Here is a 19,333-nt window from a genome sequence, read left to right on the forward strand (position 1 = left end):
TTTATTTAAGAAAAATAATCTTTTATCCATACATCAAACAATTTGAGGTATTCATCAATACATATCTCTTTTTGATGGATTTTTTTGAGTATTCTCCGATTTGCGCTTATGTCCTTATCAGGTATTTTTGTAATAAAAAGTTTAGCCCCAAAGAACGTTTTGCATATATTGTTTCTGATTTGCGTTTTATCACCCAGCTTTGGCAATCACTCAAGATAGCGCCCCCCCCCTTTTTTGGGAAAAAAGTATCCATTTATTTGCTCTTGATTCCAAAGAGCCCTATGGACTATTTTGGAAAAAACACCAACGCCAATGAAGAGGGGTTTTGGGCATTAGCACTCAGGAATCCCTCGGGAGAATCCATCTATCAAGCGACTTTTTGTTTCATGCCTGAAAAGAACCTGCTGATTGCCTCGATACAAGGGGGGGGGGGTAGGGCTAGTGCTCATAGGGAAGATGAAATCAGACTTTTGACAAAAAAATGCTTTGGTCTAAGACCTAGCGCACTGCTGATTGAAGCACTCAAAATCCTTACAAAAGTTTTGAAATGCAATCAAACTTTAGGTATCTCCTCAAAGTTGCAAATCCGCTCCAATAGGGGCTTACACAAAGGCTATTATGCTGATTATGACAAGACTTGGCAAGAAGCATATGGAGAGCTTGTTTGTATCGGCAGGCATTGTTATTATCAGCTGCACCACAAGCACAAGTAACTTGAAGATATTCCTAGCAGCAAACGCTCGATGTATAAAAAACGATTTTTAATGCTAGAAGAATTAAAGGAAGAAATGGTTAAAATATTTTGCATGAAATAATCTGAAAATTTGGGAATCATATGTTTATTGACAATGTAGATATTTTTATCAGTTCGGGCAAAGGGGGTGCGGGGGCTGTGAGCTTTCGGCGCGAGAAATTTGTCCTCAATGGGGGGCCTGATGGGGGTGATGGGGGTGATGGGGGTGATGTGTATTTTGAAGTGGATAAAAACACAGACACACTCTCTAAATTTCGTGGGACTAAGCACTATAGGGCTAAAAATGGTCAGCCTGGTGGGGGCAGGAAATGCAGTGGCAAAAAGGGCGAAGATGTTATCATCAAAATCCCTCCAGGCACGCAAGTTTTTGACTTTGATACCCACAAATTGCTGTATGATTTTACAAGTGATGGTATCAAGCTCAAGGTTCTCAAAGGTGGGAAGGGTGGTTGGGGCAATATGCGCTTTAAAAATTCCATCAACCAACGCCCCACATACGCTCAAAGTGGTCTTGCTGGAGAAGAAAGGCATATCAGGCTAGAGCTCAAGCTGATTGCAGATGTTGGGCTAGTGGGGTTCCCTAATGTGGGGAAATCTACCTTAATATCTGTGATTTCAAATGCTAAGCCCGAGATTGCTGATTATGCATTTACGACATTAGTGCCTAATCTTGGTGTGGTTTCTCCTGATACATTTTCTTCATATGTGGTTGCTGATATACCAGGTATCATCGATGGGGCGTCTGCAGGCAAGGGGCTAGGGATAGAGTTTTTGCGCCATATTGAACGGACTAAATTTTTGCTTTTTGTGCTCGATGGCACAGGGGATAAAGACCCTATCAAGCAATACCAAAAACTCAGAATAGAACTTAAGAACTTTTCTGAAGAGCTGTATTTAAGACCTTTTGGTGTTGTTTTAAACAAAACAGACAGCTTGGATTTTTCTCAAAAAAATATAGATGATTTTTATGCTTTTTTGGGCTTAGAGGCTATGGATATTGGGTCATTTGGTCTGTCTGAGGATTGGAAATATTATATCGATCAAACCCCCATACAAGAGGGGGGCAGAGATATGCAAAAACCTTTGTTTGTAATCCCTATTTCTTCGCTCACTCAAGTCAATACGCGGGCTTTGAGCTTTGTGCTTTTAGATGTTTTAGAGTATCTGAATACGCATACAAAAGAGGGGCTTGAGTCTTGATGGGGAGGTTGGAGCAAGGGAAGGGACTAAAATGAATAAACAAGCACCAAGGGCAAAGATGAGAGTTTTGTTTATGGGGACTCCTTATTTTGCGCGTTTGGTTTTAGATCAGATTTTAAATGATGTGCGTTTTGAAGTGGTGGGATTGTTTGCGCAGCCTGATAAACCCTTTGGGAGGACAAAGGAGCTCAAATGCCCCCAGACAAAAGAATTGCTTTTACAAAGAGGGCTTACTATCCCTATTTTCCAGCCCGAAAGCTTAGACACACAAAGTATCGCAAATATCCAGACACTCGCACCTGATGTGATTGTCGTCGTTGCTTATGGGAAGATCTTGCCCCCTCAAATCCTCTCTCTTGCCTTATGTCTTAATCTGCACGCTTCGATACTTCCAAAATACAGAGGTGCTTCGCCCATACACGAGATGATTATCAACCACGAAGAGCTTTATGGGGTGAGTGTGATGGCAATGCAAGAGGGGCTAGATAGTGGAGATATTTTAGGTGTGGGGGCTTTGGAGCGTGTAGATTCTATGGATATGGAGGCTTTGATAGTCCTTTTAGCACAGCTAGGTGGGGATTTGCTCCTTGAAGTCTTGATACGCCAAGAGCATATTGAGCCCCTAAAGCAGATCCACGCAGATGCGAGCTATTGCAAAAAGATTCAAAAAACTGATGGAGTCGTGCACTTTATAAATGCTAAGAATATTTATCTGAAGTCTTTGGCGTATTCGCTTTGGCCCCATATCTTTTTAGCAAGTGGTCTGAAACTCTTTGGTGTGGAGATTGTTGCTTTGAGTGGGACATATCAAGAGGGAGAGATTTTGGCGATTGAGGGCAGTGCTGTTGTGGTTGGCTGCGAGCGTGGGGCGCTCAAGATAGCTTCCCTCCAAGCCCCAAGCAAACAAAAAATTGACGCAAGAACTTATCTTTTAGGGCAAAGACTCAAAATAGGAGATATATTATCTTGATGGAAATTTTATATTTTGATATATTACCCTCAACACAAACCTATCTTTCAGAGCAGCTAAAAGCAGCTAAGCTTATCTCTCCGATTTGTGTTGTAGCAGACAAACAAACAGCTGGAATTGGCAGTCGGGGCAATGTCTGGGAACAGGCTAGAGAGGCACTGAGTTTTTCGTTTGCCATCAAACTATCTGAACTGCCACAAGATTTGCCTTTGCAGAGTGCTTCGATATTTTTTGGATTTATATTCAAAGAAGTGCTCGTGTCTTTGGGCTTTGATGTATGGCTCAAATGGCCCAATGACTTGTATATAGGCAAACAGAAAGCTGGGGGCGTGATGAGTAGTGTTTGTAGGGAGGATATAGTTTGTGGGATTGGATTGAATATTTATGGCGGGAGATTCGCATATTTGGGTGCTGCAATCTCTCGAGAAGAAGTTTTAGAAAAGTTTTTTGCAAAAATCAAAAATACTTCCAGATGGAAGCATATTTTTAGTAAGTATGAGTTAGAATTTTATAAAAATTTTGGTTTTTCGTTCCATCATCAAGATGGTGTGTTAGACCTAGAGGGGGCAATTTTATTGCCTGATGGGGGGATTTATTTAAATGGTGAAAAAATTTATAATATCAGATAATGAGAGTAAAAAATGTGTGAAGTGATAGCAGTTGCAAATCAAAAAGGCGGGGTAGGGAAAACGACCACAGCAGTAAACCTAGCTGCTTCTTTGGCATTGGCAGAAAAAAATGTCTTGTTGATTGATTTTGACCCACAATCCAATGCCACTACGAGTTTGGGGTTTCGGAGAAATGATATTGAATTTGATATTTATCATGTGCTGATGGGGAGCAAAAAGCTTTCACAAATTATCCAAAAAACTGAAATGCCCTTTATGCACTTAGCACCTTCTAATATCGGTCTAGTCGGTATCGAAAAAGAATTTTATGGCAAAAAAAATTCCAACAAAGACTTGATACTCAGAAAAAAAATCCAAGAAATCTTACATCTGTATGATTTTATCATCATCGACTCTCCCCCAGCCCTAGGGCCTCTCACGATCAACGCCCTCTCAGCAGCTGATTCAGTCATTATCCCTATCCAATGTGAATTTTTTGCCCTAGAGGGGCTAGCACAGCTTTTGAGCACGATAAAAATCCTCCGCGATACCACAAGCCCTCATTTAGAAATCAAAGGCTTTTTACCCACAATGTATTCTTCTCAAAACAACCTCTCCAAGCAAGTTTTTGCTGATTTGTCCCAACATTTTGACGCAAAGCTTTTTAAAAACAAAACCAACGATTCTTATATCATCGTCCCTCGCAGTGTCAAACTAGCAGAATCACCTAGTTTTGGGAAGCCTGTCTTGCTTTATGATGTCAAATCAAATGGCAGCATAGCCTATCAAATGCTAGCACAAACAATTTTACAAGGAGTGTGATTTGGCAAAAAAGAATTTGGCTTTAGGGAGAGGCTTGGGGGCTTTGCTCAGCGAGGTGAGTCAGGCTTATGAAAACAATCTTTCGGATAATTCTGAGTTGGTTGTTGAACTCGATGTTGATATCATCAAGCCAAACCCCTACCAGCCCCGAAGGCATTTTTCTGCTGATTCTGTGAGCGAGCTTTCAGAGTCGATTGCTGAACACGGGTTGCTGCAGCCTGTGCTTGTGTATGAAAACCACGATGGAGATTATGTGTTGATAGCTGGTGAAAGGAGGCTTCGGGCTTCAAAACTAGCAGGACTCAAGACAATCAAAGCAATCATTGTTGATGTGGATATTACCAAGCTGCGAGAGATTGCTCTGATTGAAAATATCCAACGCGAGGAGCTCAATCCCATTGATTTGGCCCATTCTTATAAAGAACTGATTGAAGACTATCAGATCACCCACGATGAACTGGCTAAAAAAATCAAAAAATCAAGAACGCAAATCACGAATACCTTGCGTTTATTGGGGCTTTCTTCTGCGGTGCAAGAGGCATTGGTTGCTGAAAAACTCACGCAAGGCCATGCAAAAATCCTCATCACCCTATCAGAAGCAGAACAACATATCGCATTGGATTCTATCTTGGGGCAAAAACTCTCTGTGCACGATACAGAGTTGCTTGTCAAAAAGCTCAAGACACACCCAAGCTCCCCCTCCAGCCCCCAACCCAAAAGCTCTTTGACTCCACCAAAGACCGATAAAAGGCTAACTTGGCTCAAAAGCGCCCTTGAAGATTATGGTATCTCTTGTGCGATAAAAAAGGGACGGCTAGTGCTTGATATATCCGATGATTCAAAGATTGAAGCCTTGATGGAAAAATTATCTCCACATTGACTGCTTCATTTAAGATAATTTTTGATAAAATGCCTTATTTGTAGTTTATTATCTTGATGTAAGAGGAGTTTTGATGACCATAACCGTGAATCCCTACCTGATGCTTCTAGTTTTTGTTGTGTTTTTGATCACTCTTTATCTGCTCAATACTTGGCTGTATAAACCTATTTTTTCTTTTATGGACAATCGAAATTCCTCTATCACTCAAGATGTGGAATCTATACATAATAACGAACAAGAAATCATTGAAATCGACAGAGAAATCAAGCAGATCCTAGAAAATGCCCGTTTGGAGTCTGTGCAGATTGTCGAACAAGCCAACAATGAAGCCAAGACTGCCTATGAAGCTAAAATTTCAAAAAATAAAGCAGAAACAGCAGCGAAGTTTGAAGAATTTTTAGAGGGATTGCAATCACAAAGGAGCGAGCTTAAAGGTCGGCTTTTGGAGCAAATGCCAGTTTTTGAAGAGTCTTTGAAAATAAAAATATCTCAAATATAGGGGGGATTGTGTGAAATATATTCTTTTGTCATTAGCTTTTATGTCTGCCTTGTTGGGGTCTGAAGTCGATATTTCCGATACAGATATCGTAGAACGTATTGTCAATTTTGTCATTTTTATAGCGATTTTATGGTATTTGGCTGCTGATAAACTCAAAGAGCTTTTTGCTACCCGCAGGGAAAATATCGCTAAAAAACTCGAAGAAGTCCAAGACAAGCTAAAAACTGCCAAAAAAGCTAAGGAGCAAGCCCTAAGAAAGCTCGAAGAGTCTAAAAGTAAAGCCACAGATATGGTCGCTACTGCCAAAAAAGAAGCTTATTTGGTGATGCAAAAGATTGAAGAGCAATCCCGAGTTGATATAGAAAATATCATCAAAAATAACGAGATTTTGATGGATTTTGAGCAAAAAAAGATGGAGAGAGAAGTTGTCGAAGAAATACTTACAGAGCTCTTTAAGACCAAGGTAGGGACTTTTGAAACTTCTGATTATATCCATATACTCAATAAAAAGGTGGCGTGATGCTTGAAGTCGTAGCAAAAAAATATACAAAAGCCTTGATAGAGAGTCTTGATGGTGCCGATCTGAGCCTTGTGTTGGAGGATTTTAAGGGAGTAGTCGGTGCATTTAGTGTGGATAAATTTTTAGATATTATCAATTCTCCTTATGTCCCCAGAGCTCAGAAATGTGAGTTTTTGCTGACATTGATGGAGTCAAAAAATGAAAAAATTACCAACTTTATCAAGCTTTTAGCAGAAAACAATCGGCTTGATATGATCCCATTTGTGTATGGAGCACTCCAACTCCACATCAATGAAACAAATCAATCCTACATAGGTTTGTTGTATCTCAATGAAGATATTGACGCAAGCACTATTGATGCAATCACAAGATCTTTAGCAGGTCGTCTTGGGGTCGGTCTTGAGATCCAAAAGATCATCACAGAGATAGAGGGTATCAAGTTGGTTATCAATGGATTGGGCATTGAGGTTTCCTTCTCAAGGGATAATTTTCTCAATGAATTGAAATCATATATTTTAAAAGCAATTTAACTTTAAAAGGAGAAAGTGTGGTAGCAAAATTAAAGCCAGAAGAGATCAGTTCGATTATTAAGGAAAGGATAGAAAGTTTTGACATCAATATCGACATAGCCGAAACGGGTAAAGTTATCGCTTATGCTGATGGGGTTGCTAGAGTTTATGGACTCAAAAATGTTATGTCTTATGAAATGGTTGAGTTTGATACTGGTGATAAAGGTTTGGCTTCAAATCTCGAAGAAAGCAGTGTGGGTGTGGTGATTCTTGGTGATGGCAAAAACATCAAAGAAGGCACTTCTGTAAAGAGATTGGGCAAACTCATGAAAGTCCCTGTTGGCGATGCAGTTGTTGGGAGAGTTATCAATACTTTGGGTGAGGCTATCGATGGAAAAGGAGCAATAGAAGCTACAGAATATCGATTTGTTGAGCAAAAAGCGCCAGGGATTATGGATAGAAAATCTGTCCATGAGCCTTTGCAGACAGGTATCAAGGCAATCGATGCACTAGTCCCTATCGGTCGGGGTCAAAGAGAGCTCATCATTGGCGATAGACAGACAGGCAAGACAACCGTTGCTATCGATACGATCATCAACCAAAAAGGTCAAGATGTCATTTGTATTTATGTTGCTATCGGTCAGAAAGAATCCACGGTCGCACAAGTAGTCAGAAAACTTGAAGAATATGGTGCGATGGAATATACCGTGATTGTCAATGCATCAGCTTCAGACTCTGCAGCAATGCAGTTTCTAGCACCTTATACGGGTGTGACAATTGGAGAATATTTCAGAGATAATGCGCGCCATGCCTTGATTGTTTATGATGATTTGAGCAAGCACGCAGTGGCTTATAGAGAAATGTCTTTGATTTTGAGAAGACCTCCGGGCAGAGAGGCATTTCCCGGAGATGTGTTTTATATCCATTCAAGACTTTTAGAACGTGCTGCAAAAGTTAGCGATGAGAAAGGTGCGGGATCTTTGACTGCTCTACCGATTATAGAAACACAAGCAGGAGATGTTTCAGCTTATATTCCCACTAATGTCATATCCATCACTGATGGGCAGATATTTTTGGAAACTGATTTGTTTTTCTCAGGTATTCGCCCTGCTATCAATGTCGGGCTTTCAGTTTCTAGGGTTGGTGGGGCTGCGCAAATCAAGGCAACCAAGCAAGTTTCAGGGACACTGCGATTGGATTTGGCACAATATCGTGAATTGCAAGCTTTCGCGCAGTTTGCCTCTGATTTAGATGAATCAAGCAGGAAGCAGCTTGATAGAGGCCAGAGAATGGTAGAAGTTCTCAAACAGCCACCGTATTCGCCATTGCCTATTGAAAAACAAGTAGTGATTATCTACGCAGGGGCAAAGGGCTTTTTAGATGATATCCCTACCCATCGTGTTGTGAAGTTTGAAAGCGAGCTTTATCCGTTTTTGGAAGCAAAATATCCTAAGATTTTTGAAGACATCAGAAACAAAAGGGCATTGGATAAAGACCTAGAAGGTGTCTTGACAAAGGCTTTAGATGAGTTCAAAATAAGCTTTACAGCTTAAAGCAGGGACAAGCAATGGGAAATAACTTAAAAGAAATCAGAAAGCAAATCGGCAGTGTCAAAAACACTCAAAAGACGACCCGTGCGATGAAATTGGTTTCTACTTCTAAGCTGAAAAAAGCCGAGGAGATGGCAAAACGTTCTAAGATATTTGCCAACAAGCTCAATGAAGTTTTTGGCAATATTTTATCAAAGATCAAAACCAGAGGATTGGAAAATATCAATAGTAAGTATTTTTTGAATACAAAAGACAGAGAGATCAAAAAGGTCGATATTGTATTTGTGACTGCTGATAAGGGGCTGTGCGGGGGATTCAACGCCACGACTATCAAAGAAGTGATCCGCTTGATGGGGGTCTATAAAAGCCAAGGTATCAAAGTCAGACTCAGAGGTATTGGCAAAAAAGGCATTGCTTATTTTGTATTCAATGACATTGAAGTGCTTGATAAAATCACAGATTTGAGTTCGTTCCCTGATTATGATCGCGCTTCTGATTTTGCCCTCAAAGTTGTGCAAGATTATCTTGATGGCTTGACCGATCAGGTTTTGATTGTTCATAATGGCTTTAAAAATATGATTTCCCAAGAATTGAAGACAAAAACCATCTTGCCTTTGGGGTTTGATATTGCTGATGTTGATGCAAGTTCTAGTGCTGTGAGTATTGAGCCTGATGAAGATGAAGATATTGTATTAGATGAATTGGCAAAAAAATATATCGAATACAATGTGTATTATGCATTGATTGACTCCTTAGCTGCTGAGCATAGCTCAAGGATGCAAGCAATGGATACAGCAACCAACAATGCTGGCGAGCTTGTGAAAAGCTTGACAGTTTCTTATAATAAAGCACGACAAGAGGCCATCACTACCGAATTAGTAGAGATCAATGCTGGCGTCGAAGCTATGAAATAAATTGAGGAGAATATATATGGAAGGAAAAATTATTCAAGTTATGGGGCCAGTGGTTGATGTGGATTTTGAGTCCTATCTGCCTGCAATCAATGAGGCTTTAGATGTCAAATACAATTTTGAGGGTGTAGAGAAAAAGCTAGTTTTAGAGGTTGCTGCCCATTTGGGTGATAATCGCGTGAGAACTATCGCAATGGATATGACTGAGGGGCTCACTAGGAATCAAGCTGTGAGCGCTAGAGGTAAGATGATAGAAGTTCCTGTGGGCGAAGAGGTGCTAGGGAGGATTTTTAATGTGATCGGTGAAGTGATTGATGAGGGTGAGCCCATCAAAAATGCTCCTACTTGGCCGATCCATCGCAGTGCACCGACTTTTGAGAATCAAAGCACAAAAACTGAAATGTTTGAAACAGGGATTAAAGTTGTCGATTTGCTCGCTCCTTATTCTAAGGGAGGTAAGGTAGGCTTGTTTGGTGGTGCGGGCGTGGGTAAAACCGTGGTGATTATGGAGCTAATCCATAATGTCGCTTACAAACATAGCGGTTATTCTGTATTTGCTGGTGTGGGTGAGAGGACACGCGAGGGGAATGACTTGTATCATGAGATGAAAGAGGGGGGCGTTTTGGATAAAGTTGCCCTCTGCTATGGACAGATGAACGAGCCTCCAGGGGCTAGAAACAGGATTGCCTTTACAGGTCTTACGATGGCTGAGTATTTCAGAGATGAAAAAGGTCTTGATGTTTTGATGTTTATTGATAATATTTTCAGATATGCCCAATCGGGTGCTGAAATGTCTGCTTTGCTCGGTCGGATTCCATCTGCTGTGGGCTATCAGCCGACATTAGCTAGCGAGATGGGTAAGCTCCAAGAGAGGATTGCTTCTACTAAAAAGGGCTCTATCACCTCTGTTCAAGCAGTGTATGTGCCTGCAGATGACTTGACAGACCCCGCTCCTGCGTCAGTTTTTTCTCATCTTGATGCAACCACGGTTTTAAATAGAAAAATCGCTGAAAAAGGAATCTACCCTGCTGTGGATCCTCTGGATTCGACCTCTAGGATCTTAGACCCTCAGATTGTTGGTGAAGAACATTATAAAATCGCTACAGGTATCCAGCAAATCCTACAAAAATACAAAGATCTCCAAGATATCATTGCAATTTTGGGAATGGACGAGCTATCTGAAGAGGATAAAAAAGTGGTCGAAAGAGCAAGAAAAATCGAAAAATTCTTATCCCAGCCATTTTTTGTCGCAGAAGTCTTTACAGGAAGTCCTGGCAAATATGTCACATTAGAAGAAACCCTTGAGGGCTTTAAGGGCATATTAGAGGGCAAATATGACCATATCCCAGAAAATGCATTTTATATGGTTGGCAATATACAAGAGGCAATAGAAAAAGCAGAGAAAATGAAAAATGCATAAGGAATCAGCAATGGAAGAATTAGTTGTCAATATAGTCACGCCTTATGGGGAGATATTTTCAGGTGGAGTTAAAAGTGTCACCTTACCCGGTGTAGAGGGTGAGTTTGGTGTCTTAAAAGGACATAGCAACATACTTTCATTGCTCAAAAGCGGCGTGATTGAGATTGAGAGATCTGGCAATGAACGCGATTTGATTGCCATCAATTGGGGCTATGCTGAGGTGAGTGCAATGCAAGTAGATATCTTAGCAGATGGGGCTGTAGCCATCGGTGGCAAAGACGCTAATGAAATCTCGCAAGCTATCGCTGATGCCAAGAAACTCTTGGAAGAAGCGACCTCAGATAGGGTTGCCATCTCTAATGTCGTCTCAAAAATAGAAACTTCAGCAAAAGGTAAATTATAAATATGGCAGTGATACAAAATTTTTTTTATGAAAGTGGCTTGATTACGATTTTTGTGCTATTTTGGTTGTCTTTGTATTTTATTTTGACTTTATGGATTTTTGTTTATAAGTTTATATCTATAAGATCTCAAACTTCGCGAGAAAAAAACTCTTTGGATAAAATCATCAAAGATGAGCAAAAATTGCCCGATTATCCGATATTTCACTCAAGCAAAGACAGAGAGATAAGTACTTCAAAAGAAATGCTCCACATCTGGAAGACTCAAGTGCTCAAACAAGCAAGCACGGGGTTGGTGGTCTTGAGTATTGTTTCATCAACAGCCCCTTTTATCGGTCTGTTTGGCACGGTTGTAGAGATATTGGACGCTTTTGGGAAACTAGGAATGAGTGGTCAAGTTTCTTTTGATGTGATAGCCCCTATCATTTCTAAGGCACTCATAGCCACAGCAGCAGGGATTTTGACAGCTATACCTGCATATTCCTTCTTCTTGATTTTAAAGAGAAAGGCTTATGATTTGTCTGTGTATGTGCAGATGCAAATTGATATGATTCTCTCAAAAAACACTGGCAATGGAAAATAATCGATGGAAAATGATTTTGATTGGGACGAAAAACCAGAGCTCAATATCACCCCTTTGGTGGATATTATGCTTGTGCTTTTGGCTATCTTGATGGTCACGACACCCACGATCACTTATCAAGAAAATATCACACTCCCCAAAGGCTCAAAAACACTCAAAGCCTCACAAGAAAAGGTTCTTGAAGTGCGTATGGACGCTAAAAAGAAAATCTATATCAAAAACAATGTCTATGATTACAACTCTTTTCCTGATAGCTTCAATCTTTTGGCAAAAGAATATGACAAAAATACGAGTGTCCATATTCGGGCTGATAAGAATTTGACTTATGAAAATATTGTCTATTTGCTCAAAAGCATTAAAGAGGCGGGCTTTTCAAAAGTTTCTTTGGTTACAAATGGCTGATGAATACACGATTGTTGTTTATTTTTTCAGGGGTCTTTGCTTTTTTCTTTTATTTTTTTATTCTGTTTTTTCTTATCTTTGGATTTGAGTTTTCTGATCCCGTGCGGTATGTATTTAAGGCAGATACAAAAATTGAGCAGTCGATTGCTATCGATGCTTTGCTTGATGCTTCTTCAGAGAGTGAGCAAACCCAGCAAGGAGGCACTCCTTTAGAGGGGACAGGTATCAAAGATATTTTTTCTTCTATCAACCCCCAAAAAGAAGAGCCAGAGGTCGCAGACAATCGCGAGCAAGTCGCTAAAAATCTTGAACGACGCAAGCAAAAACAGAAAGCTTTAGAAGAGCTCCAAAGTAGTTTAAAAGCGATCAACTCTAAACTCCAAATGATTAAAAATAAAGCTATCGATGTCCAGTCCCAAACCCCCAAGCCAGATACTTCTGATGGTGTTTATGACCTTTGGTTTGCCAAGGTTTATGAGATTTTGTATTCTCAATGGAAAATATCTTTTTATCAAAATGCTTCTGTGAGCGTCTTACTCACTATCACAGATACGGGAGATTTTAGTTATAAAATATTGAGATATTCTCGTTATGATGACTACAACAAAAGCGTGGAAAATCTCTTGAGTGCTTTGAGCTCTAAAAAATTCCCCCCTTATCCCAAGGGCAAATTTGTCAGTATTGAAGTCAATTTCAGAACAGAGGAAAAATGATGAGAATTATATTTTTGATTTTTGTGTATTGTGGGAGTTTGTTTGCCTTTGATGCGACTTTAGATGTGATCAAAACTATCCAGAAAATCCCCAATATAGAAGTGAGCTATTCTGAATCCAAAGATAGCGAGCAAGCAAAAAAGATCTACAAAATCTTGATGACTGATTTAAAAATCAGTAGCCATTTTGAAGTATCTGATGGCGATAAATACAAAGGCGAGTCTATCGACTACCCAACTTATAAGCTAAAAAAAATCGACCTTTTAGCCCATATAGAAGCCAAAGACACTGCCCAAGGATTGCAAGCAGTGTTGTATTTGTATGATATCAATACCTCTGAACTCAAAGTCAATAAAATCTATGCGATTACAGACAAAGCCCTTTATCCCTTTGCTGCACATAAAATGGCTATTGATATCAATGATTATATCAATGCCCCCTCGATTGCTTGGATGGATCGATTTGTTGTTTTGTCGAAATATATCAAATCAGGTGAAACAAGTATCATCATATCAGACTATACCCTTACTTATCAAAAGACTATCATCAAAGGCGGGCTCAATATATTTCCCAAATGGGCAAATGCCGATCAGACTGAAATCTATTACACCAAATATCTCCAAAAGCCCACGATTATCAAATATAACATCTACACAGGCTTGAGTCAAAATATCATAGCAAGTGATGGTATGGCTATTGTTTCAAGCGTGAGTAAAGATGGCAGCAAACTGCTTTTGTCCCTAGCCCCCAAAGCCCAATCAGATATTTATCTCTATGATGTCCCCACCAAGACAAGCAAACAACTCACAAAGTATCCAGGGATCGATGTTTCAGGGAGTTTTATCGATGGGGATACAGCGATGATATTCATTTCAGATCGGGCAGGGTATCCCAATGTCTTTGCTAAAAAGCTAGATATCAATGCCCCTGTCGAGCAGGTTGTCTATCACGGACGCAACAATAGCTCTGCTTCTGCTTATCAAGATTATGTTGTCTATACGAGTCGTGAGAGCGCTAATGAATTTGGTCTGAATACCTTCAATCTGTATCTGATTTCTACTAAAAGTGATTATATCCGCAGGCTCACAGCCAATGGCACCAATCAAATGCCGCGATTTTCTAACGATGGAGGGAGCATTATGTTTTTGAAGCACACACAGGCTCAAAGTGCCCTAGGGATCATTCGTTTGGACTATAATCGCAGCTATCTCTTTCCGTTGAATCATATCAAAATCCAAGCCTTTGATTGGTGATTTGGTTAATTATTTGGATATAATGGAAATCCAAAAAACAAGGGTTGAGGAGTTTTTATGAATAAGATTTTAGCGACAAGCTTTATTTTTGCGGTTTTGTTGGTAGCAGGTTGTGCTCAAAAAGAAGTGAGTGTTTCTAATGCAGGGAGCACAGAGCAAGAAAAGATTCAAGATAATATTGCCCCCGCACCCCAAGAGCCAGAGCAAGCTGAGCAAGCACCAGAAGAGATTCCAAGCGGGACAATCGTAGGCAGCGTGTATTTTGATTTTGATAAATTCAATATCAAGCCAGATATGGAAAACGCAGTCGATGAAAGTGCGCAAAAAATCAAAGACACTGATATGAACGTCTTGATTGAGGGGAATACAGATGAGTTTGGTAGCGATGAATATAATTATGCTTTAGGGACTAAGAGGGCATTGAGCGTGAAGAGTGCCTTGGTTGTCAAAGGGATTTCTAAGGACAAGATTAAGGTTGTTAGTTTTGGTGAGAGCAAACCGATTTGCCACGAGCAAACAAAAGCTTGCTATCAGAAAAACAGAAGAGCAGATATTAAATTGGTAAAATAGTGATTGTATATGGGGCAAATCAGAATCTTTAACTCGCATTTGTTTGTTTTATTGTTTCTGATTTGTGTGGTGGCTTATAGTGAGCCCTCAGCCTTTGAGCTCCAAAGTGGTGCGACTAAAAAGGAGCTCAAGACTCTCAAATTGAGTAATAAAAATCTCGAATCTGTGATTGTGGATTTGCAAAATAGAGTTGCGTCTTTAGAACAATCCCAAGATGGAGTCAAAAGTCTTTTTGAAGGTCAGAGCCTTAAAATCAAGGGCTTGCTCGATACTGCAGCTATCCACGAAAATTCTCTGAAATCCCTGCAAGCACTCCAAGATTTGCACTCTAACACACTCAAGCAGCAAGCTGATTTGCTTGATGGACTCAAAGAGCAAGTAGAGAGCAACAAGCAAGCCATCGAAGAGCTAGATAAAAAAATCAATGATATGAGTGAGCTACTCAATGGTATCAATACGACGATGATTGCACAGCTTGATTGGATCAAAAAAAATCTTGCCACACAAACACCAGACACAGACCAAAGCACACCCACATCAGAGGATAAAACGCCCCAAGAGCCGACATTTCAAAAAGATGTGAGTAAGAAAAAGCAGATTTTTGCTGAAGCACTCAAACTCTATTCCCAGCGCAAACTCAAAGAGGCCAAGATAAGGTTTCAATGGACAGCAGAAATCCCCTATAGAGCTGCTTATAGCCTTTATATGCTCGGTGAGATTGCTTATAAAGAAAAGAAATATACAGATGCTATCGCTTTGTATAAAAAAAGTGCTTTGCTCGATGAGAAAGCTCAGTATATGCCTATTTTGTTGTGGCATACTGCGTGGGCTTTTAGGTATTCAAAAGATATGGTAAATTATAATAAATTTCTTGAATCTTTGTTATACTTATACCCCGATAGTGAGCAAGGTCAGAAAGCTAAAGAGATCATAAATCGAACAAAAGGTAAGAAATGAATAGTATAGAAACAAATAAAGTTGTAGCCATTGAGTATGAAGTGATGGATTTTGATACCAAAGAGGTTGTTGATTCCAACATCGGTTCTAAGCCCTTGGAGTTTTTGGTGGGTGCAGGTCAAGTGATTACAGGGTTAGAAAAGGCTATTATTGGTGCAGAAGTTGGTAAGAAAATCGAAGTGTGTGTTAGCCCTGAAGAGGCTTATGGTCTTTATAGAAATGATTTTCTCCAAGAAGTCCCTAAAGAGCAGTTTGAGGGTATCACACTCCAAAAAGGTATGACACTTTTTGGTCAAGGCGAAGATGGGCAGACCGTGCAGGTGGTTGTTAAAGATTTTAGCGATAAGGTCGTGATGATAGATTATAACCACCCATTAGCGGGCAAAACTTTAATGTTTAATATCACGGTGCTAGATTCTAGAGAGCCCACTGAACAAGAAATTATCAGTGGAAGTATGGCAGGTGGGGGCTGTGGTTGTGGCAGTGGTAGCGGACATCACCACCATCACGAACACGAAAATGAAGGCGGCTGCTGTGGTGGCGGCGGTGGGGGTTGTGGCTGTTCCCACTGATGGGGTATGGATTGGGAGCTTGCCTTGCCTTACCTTGGCGATAAGTTGATAGTTGATAGTTGGGGGTGAGATTTAAGCCCCTAAAAGATTTTAGAAGATTTTCATCATATCTTAAAAGAATTTATAGGGTATCTTCAAACAAGATAAATAGACTTAGATAAGACATCACACAATCAGTCCCTTAAAGCTCAATCCCCTCGTTTTTGAGGATTTCTCTGAGTGTTTCTTCGGTTATAGTGTGGATATGGAGATCGTTTGCTTTTTGTAGCTTGCTCCCAGCATTTTCTCCATAGATGACTAAATCTGTGTTTTTACTCACACTAGAGATGATTTTAGCCCCTAAAGATTCAAGCAATGCAGCGATTTGTTCGCGCGGCTTAGAGAGAGTGCCTGTTAAAACGATACTTTTTGTGCTAAAAAATGAATCATCACGCACATTTTCGTGAGAAACTTGCGGGGTGATGAGCTCTAGGAGTTTTTGGATCAAATCTTTATTGACAATGCCAAAATCAATCACAGAAGCAGCCATTTCCTGCCCAAATCCATCGATAGCAATGAGATCATCATAGTCTTTTTCAAAGACCTCTAACCCAAAGCTCAAGGCTAGTTTTTTGCTCGCTCCCTCTCCGATATGCTCAATCCCTAGTGCATTGATCAGTCGCCATAGTGGGATATTTTTTGTCGCTTTGATGGCGTCAATGAGATTTTGAGCCTTTTTTTGCCTCCAGCCCTCCAGCCCTAGCAGGCTCTCTATTTGTATCGCATAGATATCAAGAATATTAGAAATGATACCATTTTCAAAAAGCTGATCGACAATTTTCCCCCCCAAACCATCGATATTGAGAGCCTTTTTGGAGGCAAAATAAGTGATGGATTCTTTGATCCTTGCTTTGCAAGAGAGGTTTTGACAACGGATAAAAATATCTTCAATCAGCAATTCACTATGGCATACAGGGCAGTGGCTTGGCTTTGTGATTTCAAGTTGTGTGCCATCACGAAGCTCGATAATGGGCTTGATAATCTTAGGGATCACATCTCCACTGCGGACAATGATGATAGTGTCATTGATACGAATATCTTTTTTTTGGATTTCAGAGTAATTATGCAAGGTTGCTCGTGCAATCATCGCGCCCTCAATCTCAATAGGCTCAAGCTCAGCTACAGGTGTGATGACCCCGCTCCTGCCTACTTGATTGGTGACAGAGAGGATTTTGGAGCTTTTTTGTATCGCGGGGAATTTATACGCACAAGCAAAGCGCGGGGATTTGATGGTATAACCGAGCGATTTTTGTGCTGGGATAGAATCTAGCACGATCACCATTCCATCAAGCATAATAGGATAGGTGTGCCGCAAGCTCACTAAATGCTCATAGGCAGCTTGGATTTCTTCGATATTATGGCAGTGCTTGATGAGAGGAGTAGGATAAAAGCCATATTGGGCGATTTGTTCCATCAATTCTAAAAAGCTTTTGTTTTCAAATGTATTTTTTCCTATCCCCCAAGGGATAAATTTTAGTTTTCTTTTGGCTGTGATTTTAGGGTCAAGCTGTCTTAAGCTCCCCGCAGCAGCATTTCTAGGGTTGGCAAAGAGATTTTCCCCTGTTTGCAGCCTTTGGGCGTTTATTTTTTCAAAATCATCTTTAGTGATCACGACCTCCCCTCTGATTTCGATCCCCTCTTTATGGGGGATTTCAAGGGGGATAGAGGGAATGGTTTTAGCATTTTGTGTGATCAATTCTCCTATGCTCCCATCACCCCTTGTGGCCGCACTGATAAGCATACCATTTTCATAATAGAGGTTCAAAGACACTCCATCAAATTTAGGCGAACACACAAAGCTCATATTCGGATAGGTTTTATAGATACGCCCCACCCATTCTAAAAGCTCTGCAGAGTCAAAAATATCATCCAAACTCCACATACGCTCTGAATGCTTGTGTTTGCTAAAGCCCTCTAGCACTGCCCCTCCCACTCTTTGTGTGGGCGAAGAAGCGATACAATCTTTTGGATAAGCCCTCTCATAGGCAAGCACTTCTGCATAGAGCTGGTCATATTGCGCATCAGTTGCAATCGGATTATCAAGCACATAGTAATGGTGCGCCATTTGAGTGAGCAAGGCGACATTTTTTTGATAATCTTTGAGATTTTTTAACATCAAACCCTCATTATATGGAATAAATTTTGTATTTTATTGGTAATATTATAGCATTGATTTGGGGCATTGTCTGCTAGATGGTGCATCATAAGGAGTCGTTTTGATAAGCAGTATTGATAAGACCACTTCGCTGCATTTAAATAACGAGGTGCAGTTCCTATGCTTCACACTCGATGGAGAATTAGACTCCCAATTATATGCGATGAATGTATTTAAAATCAGGGAGATTATCTACTATGAGGGAGAGTTTACCCAGACAGCTGGAGAAAACGATGGCATTATGCTAGGTTTTTTGACCGTGCGGGGAGAGTCTATCCCATTGGTGGATATGAAAAGATGGCTCTATTATAGCCCGCAAGACCCAAGGAGGGATTTGCGGCCTTATTCTATCGAGGGTGAGAAAAGCCTTGTCGTGATTTGTAATTTTTCTAACTACACCGTGGGGTTGAAAATACTTGGTGTCAAGCGGATTATTCAAAAAAGCTGGTCAGAAGTCGTGGTTGGTAGTGAATATGGCTTTGATGGGAGAAGCAAGGTGACTGCTACGACAAAATATGATGATGGCTCTGTGATACAGATTTTAGATGTAGAAAAGATGGTTGCTGATGCTTTCCCAATGCTTGAGGGCTTCTCGAGTCTGGAGCTCCAATCGATTGAAGCTATCAATAGTGATAAAATTATTTTGCTTGCAGAGGATTCACAATTTGCGGCCAGATCTTTGCAAAAAATCATCGAAAAACTCGAACTCAAATATTTCACATTTCCTAATGGCAAGGCACTTTTGGATTATTTGTTTTCAGAAGATGTGATTGCGCATATCGGGGTGATCATCACAGACTTAGAAATGCCTATGGTATCGGGCTTTGAAGTCCTCAAACGCACTAAAGAAAACCCCCAAACAAGGCATATTCCTGTTATTGTGAATTCTTCTATGAGCAGTGATTCTAACAAACAGATGGCACAAGCCTTGCACGCAGATGGTTTTATCACAAAATCAAATGCAGTAGAGATCGAAGAATTATTAAAAAAGTTTTTGGCACATAGCTAGGGACTTTGCGCGTGGAAACAAACTTAATACAAAGAA

21 protein-coding genes and 1 pseudogene are annotated in these 19,333 nt (G+C 40.3%); 21 read left to right on the plus strand and 1 reads right to left on the minus strand.

All coding sequences use genetic code 11. The annotated features are described in order from the left end of the window. Positions 1–2: 2 nt before the first annotated feature. The 20 genes and pseudogenes from BKH46_RS00485 to BKH46_RS00580 all read left to right on the plus strand — a co-directional run. Positions 3–815: pseudogene (locus BKH46_RS00485) on the plus strand (DUF535 family protein); the annotation flags it as partial. Between the two features lie 20 nt (positions 816–835). Next, positions 836–1,954 carry a GTPase ObgE gene (gene obgE / locus BKH46_RS00490; protein ID WP_095224858.1) on the plus strand — a complete coding sequence of 373 codons (1,119 nt, stop codon included), beginning with the start codon at positions 836–838 and terminating at the stop codon, positions 1,952–1,954. Positions 1,955–2,012: 58 nt separating this feature from the next. Next, the gene (locus tag BKH46_RS00495) at positions 2,013–2,924 is read left to right on the plus strand and encodes a methionyl-tRNA formyltransferase (protein ID WP_095225028.1); all 912 of its coding nucleotides are present in this window, start codon (positions 2,013–2,015) and stop codon (positions 2,922–2,924) included. Then, complete coding sequence (locus BKH46_RS00500) at positions 2,924–3,553, plus strand: biotin--[acetyl-CoA-carboxylase] ligase (RefSeq protein ID WP_095224859.1); 630 nt, start codon at positions 2,924–2,926, stop codon at positions 3,551–3,553. Before BKH46_RS00495 ends, BKH46_RS00500 begins: the two co-directional genes overlap by 1 nt. 12 nt (positions 3,554–3,565) lie before the next feature. Continuing rightward, positions 3,566–4,354: an AAA family ATPase gene (locus BKH46_RS00505; RefSeq protein ID WP_095224860.1), complete on the plus strand. Its 789-nt coding sequence runs from the start codon at positions 3,566–3,568 to the stop codon at positions 4,352–4,354. 1 nt (position 4,355) lies between these two features. Next, positions 4,356–5,234 (plus strand): ParB/RepB/Spo0J family partition protein, encoded by an 879-nt coding sequence (locus BKH46_RS00510; RefSeq protein WP_095224861.1) that lies wholly within the window; start codon positions 4,356–4,358, stop codon positions 5,232–5,234. Positions 5,235–5,307: 73 nt separating this feature from the next. Then, positions 5,308–5,733, plus strand: coding sequence for a FoF1 ATP synthase subunit B' (locus BKH46_RS00515; protein WP_095224862.1), 426 nt, complete (start codon positions 5,308–5,310; stop codon positions 5,731–5,733). Positions 5,734–5,743: 10 nt separating this feature from the next. Then, positions 5,744–6,253: a F0F1 ATP synthase subunit B gene (locus BKH46_RS00520; RefSeq protein ID WP_095224863.1), complete on the plus strand. Its 510-nt coding sequence runs from the start codon at positions 5,744–5,746 to the stop codon at positions 6,251–6,253. Then, positions 6,253–6,783 (plus strand): F0F1 ATP synthase subunit delta, encoded by a 531-nt coding sequence (locus BKH46_RS00525; protein ID WP_095224864.1) that lies wholly within the window; start codon positions 6,253–6,255, stop codon positions 6,781–6,783. Before BKH46_RS00520 ends, BKH46_RS00525 begins: the two co-directional genes overlap by 1 nt. Before the next feature lie 17 nt (positions 6,784–6,800). Beyond that, positions 6,801–8,315 (plus strand): F0F1 ATP synthase subunit alpha, encoded by a 1,515-nt coding sequence (atpA, locus tag BKH46_RS00530; RefSeq protein WP_095224865.1) that lies wholly within the window; start codon positions 6,801–6,803, stop codon positions 8,313–8,315. Between the two features lie 14 nt (positions 8,316–8,329). Beyond that, the gene (atpG, locus tag BKH46_RS00535) at positions 8,330–9,226 is read left to right on the plus strand and encodes an ATP synthase F1 subunit gamma (protein ID WP_095224866.1); all 897 of its coding nucleotides are present in this window, start codon (positions 8,330–8,332) and stop codon (positions 9,224–9,226) included. Between the two features lie 16 nt (positions 9,227–9,242). Continuing rightward, positions 9,243–10,643 carry a F0F1 ATP synthase subunit beta gene (gene atpD / locus BKH46_RS00540; protein WP_095224867.1) on the plus strand — a complete coding sequence of 467 codons (1,401 nt, stop codon included), beginning with the start codon at positions 9,243–9,245 and terminating at the stop codon, positions 10,641–10,643. Positions 10,644–10,653: 10 nt separating this feature from the next. Further along, the gene (gene atpC, locus BKH46_RS00545; RefSeq protein WP_095224868.1) at positions 10,654–11,046 is read left to right on the plus strand and encodes an ATP synthase F1 subunit epsilon; all 393 of its coding nucleotides are present in this window, start codon (positions 10,654–10,656) and stop codon (positions 11,044–11,046) included. A 2-nt stretch (positions 11,047–11,048) separates the two neighbouring features. After that, the gene (locus BKH46_RS00550) at positions 11,049–11,627 is read left to right on the plus strand and encodes a MotA/TolQ/ExbB proton channel family protein (protein ID WP_095224869.1); all 579 of its coding nucleotides are present in this window, start codon (positions 11,049–11,051) and stop codon (positions 11,625–11,627) included. A gap of 3 nt (positions 11,628–11,630) precedes the next feature. Then, positions 11,631–12,029, plus strand: a complete 399-nt coding sequence (locus BKH46_RS00555) for an ExbD/TolR family protein (RefSeq protein ID WP_095224870.1) — start codon at positions 11,631–11,633, stop codon at positions 12,027–12,029. Further along, positions 12,029–12,742, plus strand: coding sequence for an energy transducer TonB (locus BKH46_RS00560; protein WP_095224871.1), 714 nt, complete (start codon positions 12,029–12,031; stop codon positions 12,740–12,742). Before BKH46_RS00555 ends, BKH46_RS00560 begins: the two co-directional genes overlap by 1 nt. Then, positions 12,742–13,995: a Tol-Pal system protein TolB gene (tolB, locus tag BKH46_RS00565; RefSeq protein ID WP_095224872.1), complete on the plus strand. Its 1,254-nt coding sequence runs from the start codon at positions 12,742–12,744 to the stop codon at positions 13,993–13,995. Before BKH46_RS00560 ends, tolB begins: the two co-directional genes overlap by 1 nt. Before the next feature lie 57 nt (positions 13,996–14,052). Next, positions 14,053–14,565, plus strand: coding sequence for an OmpA family protein (locus tag BKH46_RS00570; RefSeq protein WP_095224873.1), 513 nt, complete (start codon positions 14,053–14,055; stop codon positions 14,563–14,565). Between the two features lie 9 nt (positions 14,566–14,574). Continuing rightward, positions 14,575–15,522: a hypothetical protein gene (locus BKH46_RS00575; RefSeq protein ID WP_253248264.1), complete on the plus strand. Its 948-nt coding sequence runs from the start codon at positions 14,575–14,577 to the stop codon at positions 15,520–15,522. Continuing rightward, positions 15,519–16,094, plus strand: coding sequence for a peptidylprolyl isomerase (locus BKH46_RS00580; RefSeq protein ID WP_095224874.1), 576 nt, complete (start codon positions 15,519–15,521; stop codon positions 16,092–16,094). Before BKH46_RS00575 ends, BKH46_RS00580 begins: the two co-directional genes overlap by 4 nt. A 181-nt stretch (positions 16,095–16,275) precedes the next feature. On the opposite strand, the gene ligA is transcribed toward BKH46_RS00580, so the two are convergent. After that, positions 16,276–18,249, minus strand: a complete 1,974-nt coding sequence (gene ligA, locus BKH46_RS00585) for an NAD-dependent DNA ligase LigA (protein WP_095224875.1) — start codon at positions 18,247–18,249, stop codon at positions 16,276–16,278. Between the two features lie 100 nt (positions 18,250–18,349). On the opposite strand from ligA, the gene BKH46_RS00590 reads away from it, so the two are divergent. Further along, entirely contained in the window at positions 18,350–19,297 is a 948-nt protein-coding gene (locus BKH46_RS00590; RefSeq protein ID WP_095224876.1) for a chemotaxis protein CheW, read from the plus strand. The last annotated feature ends 36 nt before the right edge of the window (positions 19,298–19,333 follow it).

It is taken from the genome of Helicobacter sp. 12S02634-8 (genome assembly GCF_002272865.1).
Taxonomy (GTDB): domain Bacteria; phylum Campylobacterota; class Campylobacteria; order Campylobacterales; family Helicobacteraceae; genus Helicobacter_J.

Bases quoted from the DNA above. Each gene is read 5' to 3' on its own strand.
- obgE (WP_095224858.1), top strand. From the start codon at position 836: ATGTTTATTGACAATGTAGATATTTTTATCAGTTCGGGCAAAGGGGGT.
- BKH46_RS00495 (WP_095225028.1), top strand. From the start codon at position 2,013: ATGAGAGTTTTGTTTATGGGGACTCCTTATTTTGCGCGTTTGGTTTTA.
- BKH46_RS00500 (WP_095224859.1), top strand. From the start codon at position 2,924: ATGGAAATTTTATATTTTGATATATTACCCTCAACACAAACCTATCTT.
- BKH46_RS00505 (WP_095224860.1), top strand. From the start codon at position 3,566: ATGTGTGAAGTGATAGCAGTTGCAAATCAAAAAGGCGGGGTAGGGAAA.
- BKH46_RS00515 (WP_095224862.1), top strand. From the start codon at position 5,308: ATGACCATAACCGTGAATCCCTACCTGATGCTTCTAGTTTTTGTTGTG.
- BKH46_RS00525 (WP_095224864.1), top strand. From the start codon at position 6,253: ATGCTTGAAGTCGTAGCAAAAAAATATACAAAAGCCTTGATAGAGAGT.
- atpG (WP_095224866.1), top strand. From the start codon at position 8,330: ATGGGAAATAACTTAAAAGAAATCAGAAAGCAAATCGGCAGTGTCAAA.
- atpD (WP_095224867.1), top strand. From the start codon at position 9,243: ATGGAAGGAAAAATTATTCAAGTTATGGGGCCAGTGGTTGATGTGGAT.
- atpC (WP_095224868.1), top strand. From the start codon at position 10,654: ATGGAAGAATTAGTTGTCAATATAGTCACGCCTTATGGGGAGATATTT.
- BKH46_RS00550 (WP_095224869.1), top strand. From the start codon at position 11,049: ATGGCAGTGATACAAAATTTTTTTTATGAAAGTGGCTTGATTACGATT.
- BKH46_RS00555 (WP_095224870.1), top strand. From the start codon at position 11,631: ATGGAAAATGATTTTGATTGGGACGAAAAACCAGAGCTCAATATCACC.
- BKH46_RS00560 (WP_095224871.1), top strand. From the start codon at position 12,029: ATGAATACACGATTGTTGTTTATTTTTTCAGGGGTCTTTGCTTTTTTC.
- tolB (WP_095224872.1), top strand. From the start codon at position 12,742: ATGAGAATTATATTTTTGATTTTTGTGTATTGTGGGAGTTTGTTTGCC.
- BKH46_RS00570 (WP_095224873.1), top strand. From the start codon at position 14,053: ATGAATAAGATTTTAGCGACAAGCTTTATTTTTGCGGTTTTGTTGGTA.
- BKH46_RS00575 (WP_253248264.1), top strand. From the start codon at position 14,575: ATGGGGCAAATCAGAATCTTTAACTCGCATTTGTTTGTTTTATTGTTT.
- BKH46_RS00580 (WP_095224874.1), top strand. From the start codon at position 15,519: ATGAATAGTATAGAAACAAATAAAGTTGTAGCCATTGAGTATGAAGTG.
- ligA (WP_095224875.1), bottom strand. From the start codon at position 18,249: ATGTTAAAAAATCTCAAAGATTATCAAAAAAATGTCGCCTTGCTCACT.